Origin of the sequence: Microbulbifer magnicolonia (assembly GCF_035117725.1) — a bacterium.
GTDB lineage: Bacteria > Pseudomonadota > Gammaproteobacteria > Pseudomonadales > Cellvibrionaceae > Microbulbifer > Microbulbifer magnicolonia.
This window is the reverse complement of the sequence record NZ_JAYEFD010000001.1, coordinates 1,825,546-1,851,570: the sequence shown is the minus strand read 5'-3', so window position 1 is coordinate 1,851,570 and position 26,025 is coordinate 1,825,546. Positions and strand designations below refer to the sequence as shown.

At 63.0% G+C, this 26,025-nt stretch carries 27 protein-coding genes, 1 tRNA gene and 1 riboswitch; of the genes, 27 read left to right on the top strand and 1 reads right to left on the bottom strand.

Annotation, left to right across the window (positions count from 1 at the left end):
• Positions 1 to 324: 324 nt before the first annotated feature.
• Positions 325 to 457, top strand: a riboswitch (molybdenum cofactor riboswitch).
• The 13 genes from moaA to RRF64_RS08025 all read left to right on the top strand — a co-directional run bounded on the left by moaA (position 446) and on the right by RRF64_RS08025 (position 11,677).
• Entirely contained in the window at positions 446 to 1,414 is a 969-nt protein-coding gene (moaA, locus tag RRF64_RS08085) for a GTP 3',8-cyclase MoaA (RefSeq protein WP_323845325.1), read from the top strand. Its footprint overlaps the riboswitch before it by 12 nt.
• A gap of 4 nt (positions 1,415 to 1,418) precedes the next feature.
• Positions 1,419 to 2,021 (top strand): molybdenum cofactor guanylyltransferase, encoded by a 603-nt coding sequence (mobA, locus tag RRF64_RS08080; RefSeq protein WP_323845324.1) that lies wholly within the window; start codon positions 1,419 to 1,421, stop codon positions 2,019 to 2,021.
• 17 nt (positions 2,022 to 2,038) lie between these two features.
• Positions 2,039 to 2,563, top strand: a complete 525-nt coding sequence (gene moaB, locus RRF64_RS08075) for a molybdenum cofactor biosynthesis protein B (RefSeq protein WP_323845323.1) — start codon at positions 2,039 to 2,041, stop codon at positions 2,561 to 2,563.
• 4 nt (positions 2,564 to 2,567) lie between these two features.
• Positions 2,568 to 3,086, top strand: coding sequence for a cyclic pyranopterin monophosphate synthase MoaC (gene moaC, locus RRF64_RS08070; protein ID WP_323845322.1), 519 nt, complete (start codon positions 2,568 to 2,570; stop codon positions 3,084 to 3,086).
• Positions 3,083 to 3,331: a molybdopterin converting factor subunit 1 gene (gene moaD / locus RRF64_RS08065; protein WP_323845321.1), complete on the top strand. Its 249-nt coding sequence runs from the start codon at positions 3,083 to 3,085 to the stop codon at positions 3,329 to 3,331. The genes moaC and moaD overlap by 4 nt, the downstream gene beginning before the upstream one ends.
• Positions 3,331 to 3,786, top strand: coding sequence for a molybdopterin synthase catalytic subunit MoaE (gene moaE / locus RRF64_RS08060; protein WP_323845320.1), 456 nt, complete (start codon positions 3,331 to 3,333; stop codon positions 3,784 to 3,786). Before moaD ends, moaE begins: the two co-directional genes overlap by 1 nt.
• Complete coding sequence (gene modA, locus RRF64_RS08055; RefSeq protein ID WP_323845319.1) at positions 3,780 to 4,607, top strand: molybdate ABC transporter substrate-binding protein; 828 nt, start codon at positions 3,780 to 3,782, stop codon at positions 4,605 to 4,607. Before moaE ends, modA begins: the two co-directional genes overlap by 7 nt.
• Positions 4,604 to 5,320, top strand: a complete 717-nt coding sequence (modB, locus tag RRF64_RS08050; protein WP_323845318.1) for a molybdate ABC transporter permease subunit — start codon at positions 4,604 to 4,606, stop codon at positions 5,318 to 5,320. Before modA ends, modB begins: the two co-directional genes overlap by 4 nt.
• A complete protein-coding gene (locus tag RRF64_RS08045; protein ID WP_323845317.1) occupies positions 5,317 to 6,462 on the top strand; it encodes an ATP-binding cassette domain-containing protein in 1,146 nt (381 codons plus the stop codon). Before modB ends, RRF64_RS08045 begins: the two co-directional genes overlap by 4 nt.
• 172 nt (positions 6,463 to 6,634) lie before the next feature.
• Positions 6,635 to 8,179, top strand: coding sequence for a Re/Si-specific NAD(P)(+) transhydrogenase subunit alpha (locus RRF64_RS08040; protein ID WP_323845316.1), 1,545 nt, complete (start codon positions 6,635 to 6,637; stop codon positions 8,177 to 8,179).
• A 15-nt stretch (positions 8,180 to 8,194) separates the two neighbouring features.
• Positions 8,195 to 9,586: a Re/Si-specific NAD(P)(+) transhydrogenase subunit beta gene (gene pntB, locus RRF64_RS08035; RefSeq protein WP_323845315.1), complete on the top strand. Its 1,392-nt coding sequence runs from the start codon at positions 8,195 to 8,197 to the stop codon at positions 9,584 to 9,586.
• 88 nt (positions 9,587 to 9,674) lie between these two features.
• On the top strand, positions 9,675 to 11,294 hold the full coding sequence (locus RRF64_RS08030) for a S41 family peptidase (RefSeq protein WP_323845314.1): 1,620 nt from the start codon (positions 9,675 to 9,677) through the stop codon (positions 11,292 to 11,294).
• Positions 11,295 to 11,314: 20 nt separating this feature from the next.
• Entirely contained in the window at positions 11,315 to 11,677 is a 363-nt protein-coding gene (locus tag RRF64_RS08025) for a hypothetical protein (RefSeq protein WP_323845313.1), read from the top strand.
• 60 nt (positions 11,678 to 11,737) lie between these two features.
• Here the strand turns inward: RRF64_RS08025 and RRF64_RS08020 are convergent, their stop codons facing one another.
• Positions 11,738 to 12,040: a YhbY family RNA-binding protein gene (locus RRF64_RS08020; RefSeq protein WP_323845312.1), complete on the bottom strand. Its 303-nt coding sequence runs from the start codon at positions 12,038 to 12,040 to the stop codon at positions 11,738 to 11,740.
• A gap of 129 nt (positions 12,041 to 12,169) precedes the next feature.
• On the opposite strand from RRF64_RS08020, the gene rlmE reads away from it, so the two are divergent.
• The 14 genes from rlmE to RRF64_RS07950 all read left to right on the top strand — a co-directional run bounded on the left by rlmE (position 12,170) and on the right by RRF64_RS07950 (position 25,959).
• On the top strand, positions 12,170 to 12,790 hold the full coding sequence (gene rlmE / locus RRF64_RS08015; RefSeq protein WP_323845311.1) for a 23S rRNA (uridine(2552)-2'-O)-methyltransferase RlmE: 621 nt from the start codon (positions 12,170 to 12,172) through the stop codon (positions 12,788 to 12,790).
• A 200-nt stretch (positions 12,791 to 12,990) separates the two neighbouring features.
• The gene (gene ftsH, locus RRF64_RS08010; RefSeq protein ID WP_323845310.1) at positions 12,991 to 14,892 is read left to right on the top strand and encodes an ATP-dependent zinc metalloprotease FtsH; all 1,902 of its coding nucleotides are present in this window, start codon (positions 12,991 to 12,993) and stop codon (positions 14,890 to 14,892) included.
• Positions 14,893 to 14,975: 83 nt separating this feature from the next.
• A complete protein-coding gene (gene folP, locus RRF64_RS08005) occupies positions 14,976 to 15,842 on the top strand; it encodes a dihydropteroate synthase (RefSeq protein WP_323845309.1) in 867 nt (288 codons plus the stop codon).
• Between the two features lie 115 nt (positions 15,843 to 15,957).
• Complete coding sequence (gene glmM / locus RRF64_RS08000; RefSeq protein WP_323845308.1) at positions 15,958 to 17,310, top strand: phosphoglucosamine mutase; 1,353 nt, start codon at positions 15,958 to 15,960, stop codon at positions 17,308 to 17,310.
• A 118-nt stretch (positions 17,311 to 17,428) separates the two neighbouring features.
• Complete coding sequence (gene tpiA, locus RRF64_RS07995) at positions 17,429 to 18,169, top strand: triose-phosphate isomerase (protein ID WP_323845307.1); 741 nt, start codon at positions 17,429 to 17,431, stop codon at positions 18,167 to 18,169.
• Between the two features lie 70 nt (positions 18,170 to 18,239).
• Complete coding sequence (gene secG, locus RRF64_RS07990) at positions 18,240 to 18,704, top strand: preprotein translocase subunit SecG (protein ID WP_323845306.1); 465 nt, start codon at positions 18,240 to 18,242, stop codon at positions 18,702 to 18,704.
• Between the two features lie 18 nt (positions 18,705 to 18,722).
• Positions 18,723 to 18,808: transfer RNA gene (locus RRF64_RS07985), tRNA-Leu, on the top strand.
• 164 nt (positions 18,809 to 18,972) lie between these two features.
• Complete coding sequence (locus RRF64_RS07980) at positions 18,973 to 20,211, top strand: tyrosine-type recombinase/integrase (protein ID WP_323845305.1); 1,239 nt, start codon at positions 18,973 to 18,975, stop codon at positions 20,209 to 20,211.
• A 119-nt stretch (positions 20,212 to 20,330) separates the two neighbouring features.
• Complete coding sequence (locus tag RRF64_RS07975) at positions 20,331 to 21,317, top strand: DUF6387 family protein (RefSeq protein WP_323845304.1); 987 nt, start codon at positions 20,331 to 20,333, stop codon at positions 21,315 to 21,317.
• Positions 21,318 to 21,425: 108 nt separating this feature from the next.
• Positions 21,426 to 21,677 (top strand): helix-turn-helix transcriptional regulator, encoded by a 252-nt coding sequence (locus RRF64_RS07970; RefSeq protein ID WP_323845303.1) that lies wholly within the window; start codon positions 21,426 to 21,428, stop codon positions 21,675 to 21,677.
• A complete protein-coding gene (locus RRF64_RS07965; protein ID WP_323845302.1) occupies positions 21,674 to 22,162 on the top strand; it encodes a hypothetical protein in 489 nt (162 codons plus the stop codon). The genes RRF64_RS07970 and RRF64_RS07965 overlap by 4 nt, the downstream gene beginning before the upstream one ends.
• Positions 22,163 to 22,223: 61 nt before the next feature.
• On the top strand, positions 22,224 to 22,592 hold the full coding sequence (locus RRF64_RS07960; RefSeq protein WP_323845301.1) for a hypothetical protein: 369 nt from the start codon (positions 22,224 to 22,226) through the stop codon (positions 22,590 to 22,592).
• 68 nt (positions 22,593 to 22,660) lie between these two features.
• Positions 22,661 to 22,897 carry a hypothetical protein gene (locus tag RRF64_RS07955; protein ID WP_323845300.1) on the top strand — a complete coding sequence of 79 codons (237 nt, stop codon included), beginning with the start codon at positions 22,661 to 22,663 and terminating at the stop codon, positions 22,895 to 22,897.
• 227 nt (positions 22,898 to 23,124) lie between these two features.
• Positions 23,125 to 25,959 carry a DUF927 domain-containing protein gene (locus RRF64_RS07950; protein ID WP_323845299.1) on the top strand — a complete coding sequence of 945 codons (2,835 nt, stop codon included), beginning with the start codon at positions 23,125 to 23,127 and terminating at the stop codon, positions 25,957 to 25,959.
• Positions 25,960 to 26,025 lie beyond the last annotated feature (66 nt).

Sequence of the window (26,025 nt, the reverse complement as noted above, 5' to 3'; positions counted from 1 at the left end):
AGTCTTGTGCCAAGTAGGCGATGTCGCGCCATTGCCCGGCTTCCCTGGCGCCTTTTAATGATGCTGCGAGTGATGCTGTGGAAGTGGTCGCACACCCGTGGTGCAGGATTGCGAGTGGCAGCCTGTTTGTGGTGCGTTCTGCCACTGCGGCGCGCGCGGAATTCCCTCGGTGGCTGGCGCGATGGGTGGAGTGATGGATGGCACGATGTTTGCCTCAATAACGGGTGTGGCGCCGCCAGGCATTTTGGGCCGGGCGCTGTGTGAATCCATTCAGCAGCTTTTTATTTCCGGAGGCTACGGCCAGGTAAAGCGCGACTAAACTCATTGATCCACAAACACCGAGCCCCCAGGCCTAAGTTTTCGGATAGGGCCTGCGGGCCGTGAGCTTTGCTCACCAGGGTCGGCGGAGAAATCTTCCGGCCTCCCGCACTTGGAAAGGCGTTTGATGCTAGAAGACCGTTTCGGGCGCAGGTTCTACTACCTGCGCCTGTCCGTGACCGATATCTGCAATTTTCGCTGCAGCTACTGCCTGCCGGAAGGCTATAGCGCCACGGACGAAGCACCCCATCTCACCAGCGAAGAAGCCGCGCGGGTGATTCGCGCCTTTGCCGCCCTGGGCACGGAGAAGGTGCGCCTCACCGGTGGCGAGCCATCGCTGCGCGCCGACCTGCCGGAGATCATCGCCGGCGCCAAGTCCACCCCGGGCATTCGCCGCGTAGCGGTCACCAGCAACGGTTACAAACTGCCGAAAGTCATCGACAGCTGGCAGGATGCCGGGCTGGATCAGCTCAATATCAGCATCGACAGCCTGCAGCGGGACGAGTTTGCCCGCATCACCGGCCACGACTGCCTGCCGCGCGTGCTGGCCGGTGTCGACCGCGCCCTGGTTCTCGGCATAGCGACAAAAATCAACGCGGTGCTGCTCTGTGACGGCGCCGAGCGCCGCCTGCGCGACTTTCTGTGCTGGCTCAGAGACAAGCCGGTGACCCTGCGTTTTATCGAGCTGATGCGCACCGGCGACAACCGCGCGTTCTTCGCCAGCAATCATTTGAGCGGCGCCGCCATCGAGGGCCGCTTGATCGCCGACGGCTGGCATCTGCTGCCGCGCGCGCGGGACGCCGGCCCGGCGCGGGAATACGGCCACCCGGATTATCGCGGCCGCATCGGCCTGATTACCCCCTACAGCAAGGATTTCTGCCAGAGCTGCAACCGGCTGCGGGTGTCCGCCCAGGGGCGGCTGCACCTGTGCCTGTTCGCCGAGCAGGGCCTGGACCTGCGCGAGGAGATCCGGCGCGGCGACATCGCGCAGCTGGCGGAAAAGATTCGCGCGCTGGTGCTGGGGAAGGCGTCCAGCCACTACTTGCAGCAGGAGCGGGTCGGCGCCACGCGCAACCTGGCGATGCTCGGTGGCTAGCGGGATGCGTGTCTGCCCCGTAATACTGGCCGGCGGCCGTTCCCGCCGCATGGGAAAGGACAAGGCGCTGCTGAAATTGCCGGGCGGGCAGACCCTGTTGCAGCGGGCGCACGCGTTACTGAACGAACTCGACGCGCCACCGGGCGTGCAGATGTTGCCGCCGCTGGTCAGCGGCGACAGGCCGGGCGGCATCGCCGATCGGGTGTGCGGCCGCGGCCCCCTCGGCGGCTTGCACGCGGTGGCCGAACATCTGGCGGCAGAGGGCGTCGACTGCGATGCGCTACTGGTGATTCCGGTGGATATGCCGCTGCTGCAGCGGGAAATTCTGCGGCAGCTGTGCGCAGCGGGTGCCGGCGGCGCGGCGAGCGCGCTCTGCTTCGGCGCCTGTTACTTGCCGCTGTGGTTGCGGCTGGATCCCCGCAGTCGTCGTTACTTGCAGGAATTTATGGCCGGCGGGGAAGGCGGCGCTGTGCGCTCGCTGCTGCAGGCTCTGGGCGGGCGCCAGCTGCAGGCACCGGACGGCGACTGGCACACCAATGTGAACCGGCCGCCGGAATTCCAGGCGGTTTGCGCGGCGGCCCGTCAGCTGCAGCTGGAAAAAACATAAACAGAGAGGATTTCCCGATGAATCATCCCGACGACGGACCGATAAAAAATGTATCGCTCACGGTGGCGGTGCTCACGGTATCCGATACCCGCACCGAGGACACGGACACCTCCGGCCAGTATCTGGCGGAGGTAGTGAAGGCGAGCGGCCACAACCTGTGGGAAAAGAAAATAGTCCCGGACGATATCTACCGGCTGCGGGCCGTGGTTTCCCAGTGGATCGCCGAGCCGCAGGTACAGGTAGTGCTGACCACCGGCGGCACCGGCTTCAGCGGGCGGGATTCCACCCCCGAGGCGCTGGCGCCGCTGTTCGACAAGCAGGTCGAGGGTTTCGGCGAACTGTTTCGCGCGGTTTCCTTGCGGGAGATCGGTTCCTCCACGATCCAGTCCCGCGCCCTGGCGGGGCTGGCCAACCACACCCTGATCTGCTGTATGCCCGGATCAACCGGCGCCTGTCGCACGGCCTGGGAAACCATTCTCCGCGAGCAACTGGATGCGAATTACAAACCCTGCAACTTCGTCGCGCACCTGAACCGGAGGTGAGGCAATGCTGACCCATTTGAATGCACAGGGTGAGGCCACCATGGTGGACGTCACCGACAAGGCCGTCAGCGAGCGCAGCGCCCGCGCCGAGTCTGAGGTGAGCATGAGCCCCGAGGCTTTTCGCCTGCTGATACAGGGCCAGAACAAGAAGGGCGACGTGCTCGCCACCGCGCGCATCGCCGGAATCCAGGCGGCGAAGAGAACGGCGGAGCTGATCCCGCTGTGCCATCCGCTGGCGCTGACGAAGGTGCAGGTGGATTTCGAACTGGACGCGGCCCGCAATTGCGTAAAGGTTTTCAGCTTCTGCCGTCTCGCCGGCCGCACCGGTGTCGAAATGGAGGCGCTGACGGCCGCTTCGGTGGCGTCACTGACTATCTATGACATGTGCAAGGCGGTGGACCCCGCCATCACCATTCGGCACACCTGTCTGGCGGAAAAGCGTGGCGGTAAACTTGGGCACTGGCAGCGCCCGGACGGGATGGAGAAAAGCGAGGCGCTGGCGCAGCTGGAGGAGCACTGGTGATCCGCGTACTCTTTTTTGCCGGCCTGCGCGAACAGCTGGGTTGCGCCGAGATGGAGGTGGCCGCCGCCGGCGCCAGTACCCTGGCCGAGCTGCGGGAATCCCTGAGCGCCCGCGGGGATAGATGGCGCCGCGCGCTCGCCAATCCGAATATACAGATGGCAGTCAACAGAAGCGTTGCGGCGGCGGACTGCGCCCTCGCCAGTGGCGACGAGGTCGCATTGTTTCCGCCGGTCACCGGGGGCTGATGGTGTCTGTTTCTGTGGCGGTGCAGTCGGAGCCATTCGATGTCGGCGCCGAGTATACGCAATTGCGTGCGCGCAACTGCGCTGACGGCGCCGCGGCAATTTTTGTCGGCTCGGTGCGCGATCTCAGTGACGCGACACGGGTGACGCGACTGCAGCTGGAGCACTACCCCGGCATGACCGAGCAGGTATTGCGGCAAATTGCCGAACAGGCGCGGGCGCGCTGGTGCCTGGGGCGGGTGCGTATCGTGCACCGCGTCGGCAGCCTGGGCGCGGGTGAGGATATCGTCTTCGTCGGCACCAGTGCGCCGCACCGCCAGGCCGCGCTCGACGCCTGTGCGTTTGTCATCGACCTACTGAAAACCCGCGCGCCTTTCTGGAAAAAGGAGATCGGTCCAGACGGCGAGTTCTGGGTGCAGGCGCGCCAGAGCGACCGGGAGGCGCTGGAAAAATGGTAGCGGCACTGCGGCATTTGCGCCGCTGGCTGCCGTGGCTGCTGATGTGCGCGCTGGCAGGTGCCTGCAGTGACAAGGCACCAACGGAGCTGCGCATCGCCGTGGCGGCCAACTTTCGCCCCGCGCTGGAAACGCTGCGCGGGGAGTTCGAACAGGACTGCCAGTGCCGGCTGATCATTGTCAGCGGTGCCACTGGCATGCTCTACAGCCAGATCCGCGCCGGCGCTCCCTTTGATATTTTCCTCGCCGCGGACAGCCGGCGCCCACTGTTGCTGGAACGCGACGGCCTGATCGCTGATGGCAGTCGCCGGACCTACGCCCGCGGACAGCTGGCGCTGTGGGTCAGGCGGACCCTGACGAGCGCGGGCGCGGAGCAGCTGCCGGACTTTATGCCCGCGACCCTGATGACTGCGGAGCAGCTGGTGCGGCTGCTGCAGGGCTGGCGCGGCAAGATAGTGATTGCGGACCCGCAGCTGGCGCCCTACGGCGATGCCGCGGTGCAGTTGCTGCGCCGCCAGGGGTTGTGGTCGCGGTTGCGGGAACAGATGGTCTACGCGGCCAATGTGGGGCACGCGCAGGTACTGCTGCAGGAGGGGCACGCCCGGATGGGGCTTATTCCGCTGAGTCTGGCACTGGCCGCCGGTGAGCGGGGCGAATACATGCTGGTGCCGGTAAATGACTACCCGGCGATCGAGCAGCAGATGGTGGTGCTGACGCGCGCGCGCGCACTGCTGCTGGCGCAGCAGTTTCAGGCCTATCTGACGGCCCCGGCCGCCCAGGCGCGGCTGCGCCAGCTGGGCTATTTCCCGGTGACACCACCGTGAGCCTGATACCATCCGACTGGCAGGCGCTGTGGCTGACCCTGAAACTGGCCGCAGTGACAACGGCGCTGCTGGCGTTGCTGGCGATTCCGCTCGCCTGGTGGCTGGCGAACCGGAGCGGTCCGCTGCGCGCGCTGCTCGAGGTGTTGTTGTCGCTGCCGCTGGTATTGCCGCCGACGGTGCTGGGTTTTTACCTGCTGCTCTTCCTCGCGCCGCAACAGCCGCTCGGCGCACTCTGGCAGCAGTGGTTTGCGGCACCGCTGGTATTTTCCTTTACCGGCCTGGTGCTGGCCTCGATGCTCTACTCGCTGCCGTTTATGGTGCAGCCGCTGCTGGCGGCCTTCGATCAGCGCGCCTTGCCCCTGAGCCAGGCCGCCGCCGGCCTCGGGCTGCCGCCGCTGGCGCGGCTGCGCTTTGTGCTGCTGCCCGCCTGTCGCCCGGCGCTGATCGCCGCGCTGTCCATGACCTTCGCTCACACGCTGGGAGAATTCGGCGTGGTGCTGATGATCGGCGGCGGCATTCCGGGGGAGACGCAGGTAGTGTCGGTAGCGCTCTACCAGCATGTCGAGAGTCTGGACTACGGCGCCGCCAACCGCCTCGCGCTGGTACTGATGGCGCTGTCCGTACTGCTGTTGTTGTGTGGCCGCCTCTGGGGCGGGCGTTTCTTCGCTGTGACCACGCCGGCGCGGAAGCCGGCACGCGAGGTGATGCCGTGAGTGAAATACTGCGCGAAGGTGCCGCGGGGGAATCTGCCTGCGGATTGGCCGCGGCCAGAGATTCCGACAGAAATTCTGTTGCCGGCCTTGCCGTCGTGGACCTGCGCACACCGGTGCACACGCCGATCAACCTGTGCCTGCCGCCACAGGGGCTGGTCGGCATCTGTGGTCCTTCCGGCGCCGGCAAGAGCTCGCTGCTCGCTGCGCTGGCGGGATTGATGACGGCGCACGGAGAGATCAGTTGGCGGGGCGACAGCTGGCAGCGGCGGGGCGCAGCTGTGCCGCTGCACAGGAGGCCGTTATCCATCGGCTTCCAGGAGGCGAGGCTGTTTCCGCGGCTGACGGTTGCGCAGAACCTGCGGCTGGCCGACAAATATGCGCGCCGCGAGCTGCCGCGCGAAAGCCGGGAAATGCTGCTGCAGGCCCTGGAGCTGAACCCGTTACTCGCTCGCCCGGTGGAAAGCCTCTCCGGCGGCGAGGCGCAGAGGGTCGCGCTGATGCGCCAGCTGCTGAGCAATGCGCCGGTGCAGTTCTACGATGAGCCGCTGTCGGCGGTCGACCGGCCGCGGCGCATCCGGGCGATAGTCCCCGCGTTGAAAAAATACTGGCGGGAGAATTCGGCACTGGTCCTGTGGGTAAGTCACGATACCAACGAGCTGCAATTACTGGCGGACAGCTTTATCGAGGTTTGCGCGGGCAGGGTTGTTCAGCGGGACGCACTGGGCACGACCAGTGCCAGTGACAATGTTTCGCTGGACGGCATCCAGTCCCAACTGCAACTGACGGTGCGTGAATTTCTCGCCGAACACCAGCTGCTGGCACTTTCGCTCGGGCGGCACGCGCTTTACGCCGACCGCTGTATGAACCACTACCGGGCCGGCGAAACCGTGCGGGTATTGTTGGCGGCGGCGGAGATCAGCCTTTCGCTCGAGCGCCCGGCCGCGAGCAGCATCCTGAACTGCCTGCCCGTGGTACTGCGCGGCCGGTGGCCACTGCAAGACGGGCGCGTGCGGTTGCTGCTCGAATGCGAGGGGCAGGGGCTGTCCGCGGAGATCTCAAAATTTTCCTATCAAAAGTTACAGTTGCAACTGGGTCAGTCGCTGTTTGCGCAATTCAAAGCGAGCGGCCTGCAGGGGCTGTAAGTTTTTGCAGGTGCCATAAATATCACCAATCACCACTATCACATCGCGCCTCTTTTCATCTTTGCGCTGTGGGTTTACACTCGATTCTTTCGCGAATTGGTCAGACCAAAAAAAGAATTGAGGTAGATGTAGCAGTAAATCCATAACTCAGCAATTGTGAGGGAGCATAGCGGTGATCATAGCCATACCGAGAGAGACCGCACCGGGGGAGGCGCGGGTAGCGGCTACGCCTGATAGTGTAAAGCGTTTGCGCGACCTGGGCTTTTCCGTCGCGGTGGAAAAGGGGGCGGGCGCAGGGGCCAGCTTCCCGGATTCGGCCTATGCCGAGGCGGGAGCCGAGATCCGCGACGATATCAAGCAGTGCCTGGAGGGCGCCGGCCTGGTACTCAAAGTACAGGCCCCCAGCGATGAAGAGCTGCAACTGATTCCGGAGGGCGCGACCCTGGTCGCTTTCCTCAAGCCGGCACAGAATGCCGATCTCCTCAAAAAACTCGCCGACAGGAATATCAATGCCCTGGCGGTGGAGTCCATTCCGAGAATTTCCCGCGCACAGAAAATGGATGCGCTTAGTTCCATGGCCAATATCGCCGGCTACCGCGCGGTGATCGAGGCTGCGCACAACTTCGGCCGTTTCTTTACCGGGCAGATTACCGCCGCCGGCAAGATTCCGCCGGCCAAGGTGCTGGTGATCGGCGCCGGTGTGGCGGGTCTGTCCGCTATCGGTACCGCCAAGAGCATGGGCGCCATAGTGCGTGCATTCGACACCCGCGCCGAAGTGCGCGAGCAGGTGGAATCCATGGGGGCGGAATTCCTCACCGTCGAGATCGAGGAAGAGGGTTCCGGTGCGGGCGGCTACGCCAAGGAAATGTCGAAGGCATTTATCGAGGCGGAAATGGCGCTGTTCCGCGAACAGGCCAAAGAAGTGGATATCGTCATCACCACTGCGCTGATTCCGGGCAAGCCGGCACCGAAGCTGTGGCTCGCCGATATGGTCGACAGCATGGCCGAGGGTTCGGTGGTGGTGGACCTGGCCGCGGAGATGGGCGGTAACTGCGATTACACGGTCCCCGATGAGAAAGTGGTTCAGAGCGGTGTGACGATTATCGGTTACACCAACCTGCCCAGCCGCGCTGCGACCCAGTCTTCGCGGCTGTACGCGACCAATCTGGTGCACCTCGTCAGTGAGTTGAGCCCGGAGAAGAACGGCGAGATCGACATCAATTTCGATGACGAGGTGATCCGCGGCGCAACCGCAGTCAGGAGCGGTGAAATTACCTGGCCGCCACCCCCGCCGAAGATCAGCGCCCAACCCAAAGTGGCGGCAAAGAAAGAGCCTGTCGTGGTCGCCGAGGAAAAGCCGGTCCTGAAGAAATCGCCGCTGTCTTTCCTGTTGTTTTGGGTAGTGGCTGGCAGCCTGCTGTTGTGGCTCGGCAAAGTCGCGCCGCCGGATTTTGTCTCCCACTTTACCGTGTTCGTGCTGGCAATTTTCGTCGGCTGGCAGGTGATCTGGAATGTGACGCACGCGCTGCACACACCGCTGATGAGTGTGACCAACGCGATTTCCGGGATCGTCGTCGTCGGCGCTCTGCTGCAGGTGGGCGCGACGGGCTCCAGCCTGGTGACCCTGCTCGCATTTGTCGCGGTGCTGGTGGCCAGTATCAATATTTTCGGTGGCTTTTTTGTCACCTACCGCATGCTGAAAATGTTCCGGCGCTAAGGAAGGAGAAGAGCAATGACTGGTATGATTTCGATGGCTTATCTCTTTTCCGCGGTGATGTTCATCCTGAGCCTCGGCGGCCTGTCCAGCCATGAGACGGCGCGGCGCGGCAATATCTACGGCATGGTGGGCATGGCGGTGGCCATCATCGCCACCATCGCCGGCATAGTCGCCGGCGCCTACTGGATGGTCGCGATCGCCATGGCGGTGGGCGCGGTGATCGGCCTGTCGCTGGCCAAAAGGGTCGCGATGGCGCAGATGCCGCAGATGGTGGCGCTGTTGCACAGCTTCGTCGGTCTCGCCGCCGTGCTGATCGGCTGGGGCGGATTTCTCGATCCGCGCATCTCGCTCACCGGTGCCGAGCACATAGTGCACAACACCGAGATCTATCTGGGCATCTTTATCGGTGCCATTACGCTGACCGGTTCGCTGATCGCCTTCGGCAAGCTGCAGGGCCTGATCTCCGGCAAGCCGCTGATGCTGCCGGCGCGGCACTGGCTGAACCTGGCCGCGATTCTCGCCTGCGTGGTGCTGGGCGCGCTGTTTATTCCCGCCGAGCTGAACGCGGGCACGGTGATCAATCTGCTGATCATGACCTCCATCGCGCTGCTGCTGGGTATTCACCTGATCGCGGCGATCGGCGGTGCCGATATGCCGGTGGTGATCTCGATGCTGAACAGCTACTCCGGCTGGGCCGCCGCGGCCACCGGTTTTATGCTCAGCAACGACCTGCTGATCGTGGTCGGCGCATTGGTGGGTTCCTCCGGTGCGATCCTCAGCTACATCATGTGTCGCGGTATGAACCGCTCGTTTATCAGCGTGATCCTCGGCGGCTTCGGCTCCGATGGCGGCGAAGTCGCGGAGGGCGAGATCGAGGGCGAGGTGGTGGCGATCAGTTTCGACGAGATGGCGGCGGAACTGGAAGCGGCGGACAGCATCATCATCGTGCCCGGCTTCGGTATGGCCGTGGCCCACGCGCAACAGGCGGTCAGCGACCTGACCGACAAGCTGCGCAAGATGGGCAAGACGGTGCGCTTCGGCATTCACCCGGTGGCCGGCCGCCTGCCCGGGCATATGAACGTGCTGCTGGCAGAGGCCAATGTGCCCTACGACATCGTGCTGGAAATGGACGAGATCAACGGCGACTTCCCGCAGACCGATCTGGCGCTGGTGATCGGCGCCAACGACACGGTCAACCCGGACGCGGTGGAGAAGCCGGGTTCCCCCATCGCCGGCATGCCGGTGCTGGAAGTGTGGAAGGCGGGTAAGGTGGTGATCCTGAAGCGCTCCATGGCATCGGGCTACGCCGGCGTCGCCAACCCGTTGTTCTACAAGGACAACGCGCGGATGCTGTTCGGCGATGCCAAGGAGAGTTTGCAGAGCGTGCTCGGTAAGCTGAGCGGCTGAGTGCCCGACCGGCAGCAGATGTTGTCGATCGAAGCGGGCGGCGGTGGTAATCTCCGGGGCTTCTAATAAAAAAATGGAGTTTGGAGCCATGGGGATTTCTTTCCGTCGCCGGGCGCTCGCCGCTTTGCTGGCGCTCGGCGCCGTCGGTCTCGCCGCCTGCGGTGGTGGTGGCGGCAGTGGCAGCGACAGCAGCAATAGCCTGGCCGCCACCGGCAGTAACGATGGCGGCAACAGCGATACCGGCACCTGGCAGGCCGGTGAGTTTCTCCCCGCCTCGACCTTCGGCAGTCTGTGCGTCTCGCCGCGCAGCGGTACCAATCCGGCCACCGGCCAGCCCTATGCCGATGTGCTGGGCACGCGTCTGGATGAAAACAACTGGCTGCGCTCGATGAGCAACGATCTCTATCTGTGGTACGACGAGATAGAGGATGTGGATCCCGCCGATTTTGACGACTCCATCGAATATTTCGAACAGCTGAAGACCTTCGATCTGACTGTGTCTGGCAGGGAGAAAGACCGCTTTCACTATGCGGTTCCCACCAGCGAGTGGCAGTCGCAGTCCCAGTCCGGCGTCTATGTCGGTTACGGGCTGCAGTGGGCGCTGATCCAGGCCACGCCGCCGCGCAAGGCAGTGGTGGCCTATACCGATACCGAAGACGGAGCCGGGCTGCCGGCCGGCATCGGCCGCGGCGCCGAGGTGCTGTCGGTGGACGGCGTAAGGGTGGAAGATGGCGAGGATATAGACACTCTCAACCGGGGCATGTGGCCATCCACAGAGGGGGAATCGCACACTTTCGAGATGCTGCCGCTCGGCGCCTCGGAACCGGTTACCGTCACCCTCACCGCCACCGCCGTGACCTCGGAGCCGGTTCAGCATGTTAGGGTGGTGGATGCGGCCATGGGCCGCAAGGTCGGCTATATGTTGTTTAATGACCATATTGCCACCGCGGAGAAGGCGCTGATCGAGGCGGTACAGCAGCTGAAGGCGGCGGTCATCGACGACCTGGTACTGGATATCCGCTACAACGGCGGCGGCTACCTGGATATCGCCAGCGAGCTGGCCTATATGATCGCCGGCGACGTCACCGCCGGGCAGATTTTCGAGCTGGTCAGTTTCAACAACAAACACCCGGAGACCAACCCGGTTACCGGCTACCCGCTGGACCCCACACCCTTTCACAGCAAGACCCAGGGCATCGGCAACGTGCAGCCGGGCGTGGCGCTGCCGACCCTGAACCTGCCGCGGCTGTTCGTGCTGACCGGGGAGAACACCTGTTCCGCGAGCGAGGCGATCATCAACAGCCTGCGCGGTGTGGATGTCGAGGTTATCCAGATAGGCGCAACCACCTGCGGCAAGCCCTACGGTTTCTACGCACTGGATAACTGCGGCACCACCTATCTGACGATCCAGTTCAGGGGCGTCAATGCCAAGGGCTTTGGCGACTATGCCGACGGTTTTGTGCCCGATGGCAACTTCGACACCGCCGCCGACCTGCCCGGCTGCGCCATCGCCGACGACTTTACCCACCTGCTCGGCGACGAGTACGAGGCTCGCTTTGCCACGGCGCTCAACTATATCGAGACGGGCAGTTGCGGCGACGTGCCCGCCAGCGGCTACACCTACTCGCAGGTGGGCGCGCGCCTGTCGGCGGCCAACGGCAGTGTGCCCAAGGCGCCCTGGCGGAGTAACCGGATCATGGTGAGGTGAACATGCGGCCAACAGTCTTGATGCAACTGCTCGCTCTGCTGTCGGCCGTGACGGCCTGTGGCTCGCAGCCGGCGATGGGGGAGCCACAGCCGGCGCTGCTCACTGAAAGCGGACCCGAGGTGCGCGAGGAGTTGCGGCGCGTGGTCTCCGCGGCCATGTACGGGGTCGAGGTCACTCTGGCCGAGGATGCGCTCACCCGGGAGAGCCTGCTGGTCGTCGAGCGGCAGCGACAGCAGCCGCGGCTCAGCGGCCGCGAGATGGTGCCACCGACGAAATTTCAGCTGGTTGTCGGTGGCGGTGCCTGCTGGTTGATGCGGCTGGCGGACGGAGAGCGCTGGGAATTGCGCAAGGCGAGCTGCCGGCCGGAAGTGGCGGATCAGTAGCGGCGCGCTGGAGGACAGGGATTTTCCACGCGGGGGCGGCGGAGCCGCGCCACTGTCCCTTTAACGCAGCAGGTTGGAAAGCCTGGGGTCGGGCTTCTGTGCCACGCGGTAAATCAGCGCTATCTTGCCGATCTCCTGCACCAGTTCGGCACCGGACTTCTCGCACAGCTCACCGATCATTTGGTGGCGCAGTTCGCGGTCGGCCACCATCAGCTTGACCTTGATCAGCTCGTGATCCTCCAGCGCCCGGTTCAGCTCCTCCATCACCCCTTCGGTCAGGCCCTTGCCGGCAACGGTCACCACCGGCTTGAGATTGTGGCCCAGGGTGCGCAGGGCTTTTTTGCGGTCGGCGGTTAAAGGCATACAATACTCCATTACCACTTTGTGGAATCTATATAGTAGGAGCGGCCCATGGCCGCGATCTTGCCAATAGTTGACACAGATCGCGGCCATGGGCCGCTCCTACAGGAAATTTAGGAAGTATTGTACCCGATGGGCCGATCCAAGAGCAGCCACCGCTGGCTGCGTGAACATTTCAATGACCATTACGTCAAACAGTCCCAGAAGGAGGGCTACCGTTCCCGCGCCAGCTACAAGCTGCAGGAGCTGCAAGAGAAAGACCGGCTGATCAAGCCGGGCATGACCGTAGTCGATCTGGGCGCGGCGCCGGGCGGCTGGTCGCAGGTGGCCGCGGAACTGGTGGGTCACAAGGGCCGCGTGCTGGCTTCCGACATACTGCCGATGGACCCGCTCGCCGGCGTCGAGTTCGTGCAGGGGGACTTCACCGAGGAATCGGTGCTCAAAGAGTTGCTGGATCGCCTCGGCGAGGACAAGGCGGACCTTGTGATTTCCGATATGGCCCCCAATATGAGTGGTATCCGCGACGTGGACCAGCCCGCCTCTATGTACCTGGTGGAGCTGGCGGTGGACATGGCGCGCCAGGTGTTGAAGCCAGGCGGGGCCTTCGTCGCCAAGGTATTCCAGGGTGAGGGCTTTGACGAGCTGATCCGCGACCTGCGCGGCAGCTACAACAGCGTGGTGACCCGCAAGCCCGGTGCATCCAGGCCCCGCTCCCGCGAGGTCTACGTGGTGGCACGGGGCTATAAAGGTTAAAGAAGCGCTGAAAGAGGTTGACCGGGCCATTTCTGGCCACAGTCCCTAATATGGTATAAGCGTTACCTGCGGGGCGCGGACACCGCCGGCGCAAGGGTATGCGCGCCTATACTGGTGTGAACGCTTACTGGTGTGAACGCCTGGTGTGAACGAGTTTTGAAAGTGAGTGCGAAAGCGAGAGGGCTATCCCTTTGAACGATATGGCAAAAAACCTTGTACTGTGGCTGATCATCGCGGCGGTGCTGCTGATGGTGTTCCAGAATTTCAAGCCGCAGTCTCGGGATGAGGCTCTCAGCTACTCCGACTTCGTGCAGGATGTGCAGTCGGGCCAGGTCAAGAGCGTGGTGGTCAACGGCCTGGTGATTACCGGTGAAAAGGCCGACGGCAGCCGTTTCAAGACCATCCAGCCACAGATCATTGACGACGAGCTCACCAATGAGCTGGTGCGCAGCAACGTCCAGTTTGTCGGCCGCGAGCCGGAGTCTCCCAGCATCTGGCAGCAGCTGCTGGTGGCCAGCTTCCCGATCCTGATCATCATCGCTGTGTTCATGTTCTTTATGCGCCAGATGCAGGGCGGTGCCGGCGGTCGCTCCGGCCCCATGGCCTTCGGCAAGAGCAAGGCGCGCCTCCTGGGTGAGGACCAGATCAAGACCACCTTCGCCGATGTGGCGGGCGTGGATGAGGCCAAGGAGGAAGTACAGGAACTGGTGGAATTCCTGCGCGATCCGTCCAAGTTCCAGCGCCTCGGCGGCAATATCCCCCGCGGCGTGCTGATGTGCGGCCCGCCCGGCACCGGTAAGACGCTGCTGGCCAAGGCCATCGCCGGCGAGGCCAAGGTGCCCTTCTTCTCCATCTCCGGCTCCGATTTCGTCGAGATGTTCGTCGGCGTGGGCGCCTCCCGCGTGCGCGACATGTTCGATCAGGCCAAGAAGCAGGCGCCGTGCATCATCTTTATCGACGAGATCGACGCCGTCGGCCGCCACCGCGGCGCCGGCGTCGGCGGCGGTCACGACGAGCGCGAGCAGACCCTGAACCAGCTGCTGGTGGAGATGGACGGTTTCGAGGGCAATGAGGGCGTGATCGTCATCGCCGCCACCAACCGCCCCGACGTGCTCGACCACGCGCTGCTGCGCCCCGGTCGCTTCGACCGCCAGGTGTTCGTGGGTCTGCCGGATATCCGCGGCCGCGAGCAGATTCTCAAGGTGCATATGCGCAAAGTACCGCTGGACGAGCGGGTCTCCGCGCAGACCATTGCCCGCGGCACCCCGGGCTTCTCCGGCGCCGACCTGGCCAACCTGGTCAATGAGGCCGCCCTGTTTGCCGCCCGCGCCAACAAGCGCACGGTGACCATGGAGGATTTCGAGCGCGCCCGCGACAAGATCATGATGGGCGCCGAGCGCAAGTCCATGGTCATGAACGAAAAGGAAAAGGTGAACACCGCCTACCACGAGGCCGGCCACGCGATCGTCGGCCGGCTGGTGCCGGAGCACGATCCGGTGCACAAGGTCACCATCATTCCCCGCGGCCGCGCATTGGGTGTCACCCAGTTCCTGCCGGAGGAGGACAAGTACAGCCTGTCCAAGCGCGCCATCGAGTCGCAGCTGTGCTCCCTGTTCGGCGGCCGCATCGCCGAGGAGATGACCCTCGGCTTCGAGGGCGTGACCACCGGTGCCTCCAACGATATCGAGCGGGCTACCCAGCTGGCCCGCAACATGGTGACCAAGTGGGGTCTGTCGGAAAAGCTCGGCCCGCTGCACTACGGCGAGGACGACAGCGGCCAGCCCGGGCAGGGCAACCCGGTGTCCGGCAATACCTCCAACGAGATCGATACGGAAGTGCGCCGCATCATCGACAGCTGCTATGTGCGCGCGCGCCAGCTGCTGGAGGAGAACCGCGATGTTCTGGAGGCGATGAAAGACGCGCTGATGGAATACGAAACGCTGGACGCGGAACAGGTCGATGATCTGATGGCGCGCCGCAAGGTGCGCCCACCGCGGGACTGGCACGACAGCAACTTCGACTCCGGTGGCGGCAAGCCCAGCGGCGAGGCGGGCACCGACGAAGCGGAGAAGCCCATCGGCGGGCCGGTAAGCGGTCACTAATCAATAAAAGATGAATGCGGAATGCTGAATGCGGAATGGGGTGATCCCCTCCGCGTTCAGCGTTCCGTTTTTTGTATCGGCTTATGAAACTTATCTGCGGCAAGCGCACACTCGACCTGTCCCGCCCAGTCGTCATGGGCATCCTCAACACCACGCCGGACTCCTTCTCCGACGGCGGCAGCTACTACGCCGGCGGCGCGCTGGATCTGGATCTGGCGCTCAGGCGCGCGGAGCAGATGCTGCGCGAGGGGGCGGAGATCATCGATGTCGGCGGCGAGTCCACCCGTCCGGGTGCCTCACCGGTGTCGGAGCAGCAGGAACTGGACCGGGTTCTGCCGGTGGTGGAGGCCATCAGTGCGAATCTCGACGCGATCGTTTCCGTCGACACCAGCACGCCTGCGGTGATCAGCGAGTCCGCAGCCGCCGGTGCCGGTATGATCAACGACGTGCGCGCGCTGGAGCGCCCGGGCGCGCTGGCCGCCGCCGCGGGCACCGATCTGCCCGTCTGCCTGATGCATATGCAGGGTCAGCCCGGCAGCATGCAGCGGGCCCCGCACTACGACGACGTGGTGGCGGAAGTGGGCGCTTACCTGCTGGCGCGTATGCGGGCCTGCGAAGATGCGGGCATTGCGCGCGAGCGGATCATCTTCGATCCGGGATTCGGCTTCGGCAAGAACGATGACCACCACCTGGCGCTGATGAGAAACCTGGCCCGCTTTAGCAAACTGGGGAATGGGGCGCCGGCAGATATACCGCTGCTGGTCGGCGTTTCCCGCAAGTCGATGATCGGCCGGTTGCTGGACCGCGAGGTCCACGAGCGCCTCCCGGGCAGCCTGGCCCTGGCTATGCTGGCCGCCCAGCGCGGCGCGAAGATACTACGCGTACACGATGTCGCCGCGACCGTGGACGTGCTCAAGCTGCAGCAGCTGGTAGACGCCCCGGCAAAATGAACGATAGGGTGCGCCGTGCGCACTACCGAGGCTTGCGGTGCGCGCGGCGCACCCTGCGAAGCCCCCTTTAGGCGCCTGCTTGCAGGCGAATGGAACTGGCAGAGAAGTAGAAGATATGGCGAGACAGTATTTCGGCACTGACGGCATCCGCGGTCGCGTGGGTGAGGGGGTAATCACTCCGGACTTTATGCTGCGGCTCGGCTACGCCGCCGGCAAGGTGCTCGGCGAGATGGCCGGCGGCAAGCGCTCCGGGCGCCGCAGCATCCTGATCGGCAAGGATACCCGGGTGTCCGGCTATATGTTCGAGGCGGCCCTGGAAGCGGGCCTGATCAACGCCGGCGTCGACGTCGGCCTGCTCGGACCGATGCCGACTCCGGCCATCGCCTATCTGACACGCACCTTCCACGCCCAGGCGGGCATAGTGATCAGTGCCTCGCACAATCCCTACCAGGATAACGGCATCAAGTTTTTCAGCGCCGGGGGCAGCAAGCTGCCGGACCAGGTGGAGCTGGAGATAGAGGCGGCGCTGGCGCTGCCGATGACCACCTCGTCCAACCTGGGCAAGGCCTGGCGTATCGACGACGCCGCGGCGCGCTATATCGAGTTCTGCAAGGCCTCCACGCCCTGGGGCTTCTCCCTCGAGGGGCTGAAGATAGTGCTGGATTGCGCCAACGGCGCCACCTATCACATAGCGCCCAAGGTGTTCCGCGAGCTGGGCGCCGAGGTCACCGCCATCGGCGTCAGCCCGGACGGCCTCAATATCAATCTGGAGTGCGGTTCCACCAAGCCCCAGCAGCTGCAAAAGGCGGTGCTGGAGCAGCAGGCCGACCTGGGCATCGCCTTTGACGGCGATGGCGACCGGGTGCTGTTCGTCGACCGGCACGGCGAGCTGGTCGACGGCGACCAGCTGTTGTTCATGATCGCCATGCACCGCCAGCAGTTTCTCGGTGGCTGCAACGGCGTCGTGGGCACCCTGATGAGCAACTTCGGTTTCGAGCTGGCCCTGCGCGAGCGCAAGATCCCGTTCGAGCGCGCCAATGTCGGCGACCGCTATGTGCTGGAGAAGATGCATGCCAACGGCTGGACCCTGGGCGGCGAGTCCTCCGGCCATATTATCTGCGCCGACGCCACCACCACCGGCGACGGCATAGTGTCTGCACTGCAGGTTCTGCGCGCGGTGTGCGACTTCGGCGAGCCCTTGCACCAGTTGAAGGCGCGCATGAAAATGCTGCCCCAGCACATGATCAATGTGCGCCTGGCGCACCGCGAGGGAGTACTGGACCACGCGGAGGTGAAGGCTGCCGTCAGCGAGGCGGAGGCCCAGCTGGCGGACAGCGGCCGGGTGCTGCTGCGCCCGTCTGGTACCGAGCCATTGATTCGGGTCATGGTCGAAGGCCGCGACGGCGTCCAGGTGGAACAGCTGGCGAAGCAGATATCGATGGTCGTGGAGAGAGTCGGAAACAGCTGATCTGCGCGGCCCTTACAGCGACCGCCTGCCCGCCAACTGACGGTGCATGGGAGTGCAGATTTCTGGTTGTATGTTGGCGGCATTATCGCTAAGATTTGCGCCCCTTGAAGGAGCACACATGCGCACACCGCTGGTAGCAGCCAACTGGAAAATGAACGGCAGCCGCGAGTTTGCCGAGCAGTTTTTCGCAGCGCTCGATCTCGAGGGCTTGAGTTGCGCGGTGGTGATCTGCCCCCCTTACCCCTATCTGCCGCTGGTTGCGGAGAAGGCGGGGGAGGGCTTCTCGATCGGGGCGCAGAATCTCAGTGATGAGACTTCCGGGGCCTTTACCGGCGAGGTGTCCGCGGCGATGCTGCTGGACTGGGGCGTGCGCTACGCGATTGTGGGTCACTCGGAGCGCCGCAGCCTGTACGGCGAGAGCAGTGAGCTGGTAGCGCGCAAGTTTCACGCCGCCCAGGCCGCCGGGCTGGTTCCGATCCTGTGTGTCGGGGAGAGCCTGCAGGAGCGCGAGGAAGAGCGCACTCTGGAGGTGATCGCCAGCCAGTTGCAGGCGGTCACAGAAGCTGCCGGGGAGAGCGCCGGGGGCGATGTCTGGAGTCGCGCGGTGATAGCCTACGAGCCGGTTTGGGCCATTGGCACCGGCAAGACGGCGACACCGGAGCAGGCACAAGAGGTGCACAGATTTATCCGCGAGCGCCTGGGGAATGCCGGTGCGGCGGTGCAGATTTTGTACGGTGGCAGCGTAAAGGCGGGAAATGCCGAGGCGCTGTTTGCCCAGGCGGACATTGACGGCGCCCTGGTGGGTGGTGCGTCGCTGGACGCGGAAGAATTCAGTAAAATATGCCGCGCAGCCGGTTAGTGTGCCGGTCGCCGAATCAGAAAATACGAAATAACGGGTTCTCCGAACCCCGATAGAGAGTTTCCTGAAAATGGAAAAGTTGGTTTTAATCTTTCATGTCCTGACTGCGCTCAGCATCATCGGCCTGATCCTGCTGCAGCAGGGCAAGGGCGCGGAAGCAGGTGCCTCATTTGGTGCCGGTGCCTCCCAGACCGTATTCGGCAGCCAGGGCAGCGGTAACTTCTTTTCGCGCTTGACAGCGATCATGGCAACCGTATTCTTCGTGACCAGCCTCGGACTGGCACTGTTGTCAAAGCAGGGCGCCGAAGCGGATATCGATGCGGATCTGCCGCAGGTGCCCGCCGCCGTCGAACAGCCGGGTCCGAGCGAACTGCCGGAAATCGAAAGCGACGTCCCTAGCGAAATACCGCAGCTGGACGCGCAGCCCGAAGCCGGTGAAGTCCCGGAAGCCCCGCAGGCGGATGCTCCCGCAGCGGAAACAGAGACAGAGACAGAAGCACCCGCTGACGACAGCGGAGAAGAAGAACAGCAGTAACGGTTTGTAGAAGTTTTTGCCCAGGTGGTGGAATTGGTAGACACGCTATCTTGAGGGGGTAGTGAGCATAGCTCGTGCGGGTTCAAGTCCCGCCCTGGGCACCACATCAAAGTTCGGGGAAGTCCGGACTCATCCAGAAAGCCCCGCTAGTCGGGGCTTTCTGCTGTCTGGAGGGTGCAAAGCCGTCCGCCCTCGTTCGTTGTCATCCGGTGCTATCTGGTGCTACATTTGGTGCTACTCAGTTCAATTTAAAACTTGGTAGCACCACGTGCCTCTCACAGACACTCAAATCAAGCAGGCAAAGCCAGGCGACAAGGACCAGTGGCTCACCGATGGCCAGGGCCTACGCCTGCTGATCAAGCCCAACGGCGCCAAGTACTGGCGGCTCAAATACCGGTACCTCGGTAAGCAGAAGACGCTGGCGGTGGGGGTGTATCCCTCGGTCAGCCTCAAGCAGGCCCGGCAGAAAGTGGCCGAGGCAAAGCAGCTGCTGGAGGAGGGCAAGGATCCCTCACAGCAAAAGCGGGTGGAGAAGCACCAGGCGCGCGCCAATGTGGAGCGCAGCTTTGCCGCGGTTGCGGAGGAATGGTGGAACCACCAGAAGGGCACTTGGACAGAGGATCACGCCGGACGGGTGTGGACGAGGCTCCGAGACAACACCTTCCAGCGCATAGGGCAGCGCCCTATTGCCGATCTCCACCCCCAAGACGTGATAGCCATAGTCCGCGATATCGAAGGGCGGGAAGCGATGGACGTAGCGCAGCGGGTACTGCAGGACATTCGCCGTGTTTGTCGCTACGCGGTGCAGGTCGGCAAGCTCACCCATAACCCAGCCATTGAGCTGAGTGACATCCTCAAGGGGCGCAAAACCAGTCACAGGGCCTCGCTTCCGCGCGAAGAGCTGCCCGCCTTCCTGCGGGAATTGGACCTGTACCAGGAGCGGGGCCGCCAGCTCACCAAGCTGGCTATTCAGCTTTTGATACTCACCTTTGTCCGCCCTGGGGAGCTGCGCGGTGCTCGCTGGGATGAGTTCGATTTAGAGGCCGCTGCCTGGCGGATCCCGGGTGAGCGGATGAAGATGGGCACCGATCACATAGTGCCGCTGTCCCGGCAGGCGCTGACGGTCCTCGAGCATATCCGTGCTATCAGCGGCCAGTATGAGCTGCTGTTCCCCTCTGAGCGGGAGCGAGCGCGCCCTATGTCCGACAACACTATGCGCCGGGCCATTTTCAAAATGGGCTGGGACGGTACGCAGGAGGCCAAGAGCAAGGCGAATCCGCACGGCTTCCGCGCCACCGCCTCCTCCATCCTGAATGAAACAGGCTTTAACCCCGATGCCATTGAGCGGCAGCTCTCCCACATGGAGCGCAACGGGGTGCGCGCCGCCTATACCCATCATGCCCGCTATCTCGATGAGCGCACGCAGATGATGCAGTGGTGGGCGGACTATCTCGATGAGATGCGCGGTACCGGCAAGGTCATTCCAATATTCGCGCAGCAGCGCTGATCTGGTGGGATCACCCCCACTGGTAAAGGTTACCCAGGCCTAGCCCGACGGGGCGAAAGGAGCGGCTACCCACCGCTCTTGGCTTGGGTTCTATTTTGGGTTCCGTAGGGGTGCGGATTATGCGGTCATCTTTGCAGAAGGCTGGGGATTGGTTCGATCTTGAGAACTATAAGCGGCTGAACAAATGCCCTGACTTTACATTGCTCAAGTTCCTGCTTGAGCGCGCGGAGCTGTATTGGAACCTGAGTGCATTCGTTGCGGAGAATTCAGAGGACAGCGCCTTCCTCAAAGTGGAAATGGAATATATCTGCGAGAAAGAGCCGGCATATCGAAAAATAAAAGCTTTTGATGTAAATGACTATTTGGCATGTGGTCACGGCACAGATGAAGCAATGGACGCGTTCGGCTGGACGCCGGGGTGGCTTAAAGACCAGGGTTATAGCTGCTCTGCAGTAAGACCGCTGAGTGTCAGTGGTGTCATTTGCTTAGCTGAGGATGTGGCTGACGGTACTCCCGAAGGGTACTCCGAAGAGGAGTTTGTGGAGGCCGTGGCTGAGGCTAGGGAGCGCTATCGTCATGATGAGTTCCAATCTCCCGAACTGGAGTCGATCTCCATCGATCAATATTTACGTGAGGCTTACGAATATCACTCTGGGCTAGCTGCTTTGAATATTGATCTGACAGCAAGGGACGATCAGATCATTTCAGAATTGAAAGAATTGCTGCCCAGGCTAAGAAAACTATTACAGGTCGATCCTGAGCGCTCCCGTAATCCAACTCATAAAGAGCAGCTGTTTTTGGGGCCATCACCTCAGAAGCGCGATACTCGCCGGATCGATCTGACCAAGGTGAGGGACTATCGCGTGCCAGCGCTGATAGATTTGTATATCTGGTCGGCCGTAGAAGAGGTGAACCTATCTAGTGCCGATTACTTGAGGCTTGTATTCCCTGGCGATACAGGGTCAGACGCGCGAGTGAGTGAGGAAAATATCAAAAAGACGTACTTACCCTATGCTTTCCGCTGCATGGATTTCAAATTGCTCGCCGCCCTTGACCGGTCATTGGAAAGGGACCGGAAGTCAGGCGGGAAAAATAGCAATTCTTAAATTTCCGAACTTTGGAGCGGCCTAAAGTTCCGGTAATACCTCTTTTCGGTTGATTCAATCCCCACACCGCCACAGTAGTTCACCGTGGTGCACAGATGGAGATTGAATATGACCCTTCCAAACACTCACCCCCATGGCCGGGATGCTGCACCTGGTCTCCTCGATGACCCTATCCTTCGTCTGCCCGAAGTCGAGCGGCAAACCGGCCTCAAGAAAACTTACATCTACGCCCTGGTGAAAAAGGGCGAATTCCCGGCGCCGATCAAGTTGGGCGAGCGCGCCAGCGGCTGGCTCTCGTCTGAAGTCCGCCAGTGGGTGCAGGACCGCATTGCCGCTTCCCGCAATGGAGGCAAGCAATGACCCTGCGCACCTATTCCCCATACACGCCGCAGCAGGTAGCGGAGTTCGCTCGGAGCTACCGCAAGGCGGAATTCCTAGAGCTGCAACAGGAGGTACTGGCCTCGGCTTCGGCCATTCGCCCTGAGGATCGCGCCCGCTTTCTGACCGCCCTGGTGGATACCTTTGACCTGGGTTGCTCTGGGCCTGGCTGTGAATTGCTGCTCTTCCTGTGGCCTACCGGAGAAGCCGCATTCCTGGCGGTGGAGACTGACTCCCTGAGACCAGACGTTGAGCGGCAGCACGGCCTGGCTCACCGGTTCCTTTCTTGTCCGTGCACTACGGTGCTGGGGCTCCCTGATGCTGAAGTGGTGAAGCTCTACCGCCTCAGGGCCGGTGTCTCTCTCGGTGGGTGGCTTCACTGGGATGGCTGGCAGCTGAAGTACCAGCAATACGACGAGGCTCAAGCGCTGCACCTGTATGACGGGAGGTGCGCCGATGCTCTCTAGTGTGCGCGCCCTCTGCCTGCCGTACTGCCTTGATCTGCAGCCGTGCGGCCGATATGCGGTAGTGAACCGGAACTACAAGCCGCTGGGTTTCTCTTGCGGGGGATATGTCCACTACGGCGAATTTCCGGTGCTCCTGAATATCCGGGTAACGCAGCGGACGGCGAGCAAGCTCTCTGTTGCCGAGTGTTGCGACCCTCGCCGGATTTACCTCTATGACGATGGTTGCATTCCCACCGCTAACTCAAAGACCTGGCTCAGATATCAGGCCCGTCTGCTGCACCTGGCGAAACTCCGCCACTACAGCGACGACGAGCACCACGAGCGGGCAGAAGCCGAGATCGTGCGGGCCGGTAACCTCAAAGAGGTGAAGCGATTTGAAAGTATGCAGGCGATGGTCCGAGAGCATCTCGCCAAGCGGGGGCTGGCGTGAGCGGTCCCCTCACCCTCACGAGGGCCGCGAAGGCGCTGGGAGTGCCACGGAAGGAGTTGATTGCGTGGATGCTCCGGGAGCGCTGGTTGGTGCGGGAGATGCAGGGTTACGGCAAAAGCAAAGGGCCTCTCAGCCCGACGCTGGCGGCACTGGCAAACGATTACTTGATCGAGCGTTACCACGCGGTGATCGGATCCAGTAGTTACCGTCCCGGCTTCTACCAGAAGACGCATACCGGTGCCCTGGTTACCGAGCAGGGGTTGGCCAGGCTGGCGGCGGAATTCGGTCCGGCTAAAGCGGTGTAGATGAGGTTGCTCCGGCTTCCGGGAAGCTACCCCTCTCAAATAGAGGTGTTACAGGTGTGCAGGTGTAACAGCTCGGCTGTAGGCCCCGTGGTTGCTGGGTTTGCGCTGTAACACTTTGCTGTAACCCCTTAAGTGTTACAGCGAAAAGGTGTTACAGCAGCGAGGGCCCCGCAACTCTGCCGGAAGCCTTGCGGGGCGGGGGTTCAGAACAATTTAAGGAATTTTTTATGGCGCGTTTCGATATCAAGCGGGTTGCCGATCTAGCCCTAGACCGGGTTGAGGATGTGTTGGCCCACTGGGCGCCGGATGGCAGTTACCAGGGGGCGGAATATGTGGCCCTTAATCCGGCCCGCTCCGACAGTAGCAAGGGCTCATTTTCCGTGAACCGGAATACCGGTGCGTGGGCCGATTTCGCGGCAGACGAGAAAGGCGGTGATCTGGTGTCGCTGGTGGCGTATCTCGAGGGCGTGAATAACGGCGAGGCGGCGCAGCGCCTGGCGGCGTTTCTGGGGCTCTCCGAAAGTGAGGCTATGCCAGCGCATCAGAAGCCAGCGCGCAAGCCGGGGAAGGCCGCCCGGGGCGGCTGGGAAGTGGTTTTGCCCGTGCCCGCGGAGGCGGAAAAGGCCTGCCCTGCTCGCCACCCCCACAATGGCGCGCCCTCGGCGGTATGGGAATACCGGGACCAGGCCGGGGCGCTGCTAATGAAAGTGCTGCGCTTCGATGTGCAAAAGGCCGGGAAGCGGGCGAAGGATTACCGCCCGCTCACCTACTGCCGGGACAGCAACGGCAAGCATTCATGGCGGTGGAAGCAGCCGGAAAAGGACCGGCCGCTCTACGGGCTGGATCGTCTCGGCGCGCGCATTGATGCGCCGGTATTGCTGAGCGAGGGGGAGAAGGCGGCGGACGCTGCTGCAGCGCTGTTGCCGGACTATGTATGCATGAGCTGGCCGGGCGGTAGCAAGGCGCTGGGCAAGGCGGATTTCAAGCCGCTGCGCGGGCGTCAGGTGGCGCTTTGGCCGGATAACGATGAGGCGGGCACCGGCTGTATGCAAAAGCTGGCCGCCATGCTGCACGGTCTTGGCTGTGCGGTGTCTCTGGTGCGCCTGCAGGCGCTGGGTGATAGCTGGCCGGTAAAAGGCGATGCGGCAGATGCAGAGGCCCACGGGCTGACGGCGGAGCGCCTGGCGGCGCTGCTGGTAGCGGGTGAGTTGCTGGAGCCCTACGCGCCGGGAGCCGCTGAGAGCAGCAACGGCAGCGGTCAGCAGTGCGCTGCTGGGGGTGAACCTGGCGAACAGAACCGGTTTATCGTCAATGACCGGGGCGTGTTCTTCCCGGTGCAGGGCGGCGATGGGGAGCCCTCGCTCATGCGGATCTGTGATCGCCTCGATGTGCTGGCGCTCACTCGGGATCCGCAGGGCCGCAACTGGGGCACACTGGTTCGCTTCGTGGATCCGGACGGGATTGTGAAAGAGTGGAACATTCCCAGCGAGTACCTGGCCACGGAGGGCGGCGCTGAAGTGTTGAAGCAGCTATTCAGCATGGGGCTCCGCGCGGAGGCCGGGCAGCAGCCGCGGCGGCGGCTGATTCAGTACCTGCAAACGGCAAAGACGCGAGACCGCTATGTGCTGGTCAATAAACTTGGCTGGCATGGGCGGGCCTATCTCCTGCCGAATGGGACGCTGGGCACCCCCACTGAGCCGCTGTACTTCTACTCGGCGAGTCCGGACCTCAACAAGATCAAGATTCGCGGCGAGCTGGAGCAGTGGCGGGAGAATGTGGCGGCCTGCTGCGCCCACAATACGCGGCTGCTATTTGCGGTGTCGGCGGCCTTCGCCGGTCCGCTGCTGCATCTAATCGGCATGGAGACTACCGGCTTCCATTTCTTCGGGGACAGCTCACAGGGGAAAACCACGCTGCTCAAGGTGGCCGCTTCCGTCTACGGCGGGCCGGATTTTGTGCGCACCTGGCGCAGTACGGACAACGCGCTCGAGAGTATCGCCGCGGCGCACTCGGACGGCCTGTTGATCCTCGATGAGATCAGCCAGTGTGATCCGCGTATCGTCGGTGATATCGCCTACATGCTTGGCAACGGTGCCGGCAAGGCGCGCGCGAATGACCGGGGCGGTGTGCGCGGCAATGCGTTTGAGTGGCGCTTGGTGTTCCTGTCCACCGGGGAGCGGACATTAGATCAGCAGATGGCGGAGGCCGGGAAAAAGGCGAAGGCGGGGCAGGAGGTGCGCTTACTGGCGGTGCCCTCGGATGCGGGCAGCGGTATCGGCATTTTCAATGAGCTGCATACCTATGCTGGGGGTGCTGCCTTGTCCCGTCACCTGGTGGAGCAGGCCTCCAGTTACCACGGTGCACCGCTCAATGCGTTTATTGAAAAGCTGTGCGCGAGCAATCAGGAGAAGCTGGCGGGGCGGATCCGGCTTGAGCTGGTGAACTTCGCTGTGGATCTCACCGACGACGCCAGCGGGCAGGTTCGGCGGGCGGCTGAGAAATTCGCCCTGGTGGGCTTTGCCGGAGAGATGGCCTCAAAGGCCGGGATTACCGGCTGGCCTAAGGGCATGGCTATGAACGCGGCGCGCGCTTGCTTCAAGGCGTGGGTGTCGGCCCGGGGCGGTGTTGGCAATCTCGAGGACCAGCAGACCCTGACCGCGCTGCGGCTGTTCTTCGACCTGTACGGGGAGTCGCAATTCACGCGCTGGGATCGGGAGGACGCTACCGCAGATGACCACACTGTCCGCACGCTGAAGCGCTGCGGCTACCGCAAGACACTGCAGGACAGTAACGCCCTCGAGGGCTCGCCATGCTCGGAGACCATTTACTACGTCTATCCAGCGGCGTTTAAGGCGGAGATATGCAAGGGCCTCAACGATCGCAAGGCAAAGCAGCTGCTGGCGGACTGCGGCGCGCTGGAGCGCGATAACAACGGGAAATTCTCGATTCCGACGCGCCTGCCGAATAGTGGGCGCAATCCGGAGCGGGTATTGATTATCCGTCCCCACATGATCCCGGTTGACGGCGACGGGGAGCAGCTGGAGGAGAAGCAGGTGGCGTAGGGGGCCCTGGTTCAGGGCTCCCCTGCAGTGGGTGCGTAGCTGTCTCCAATCTTGAGCCAGCGGTAA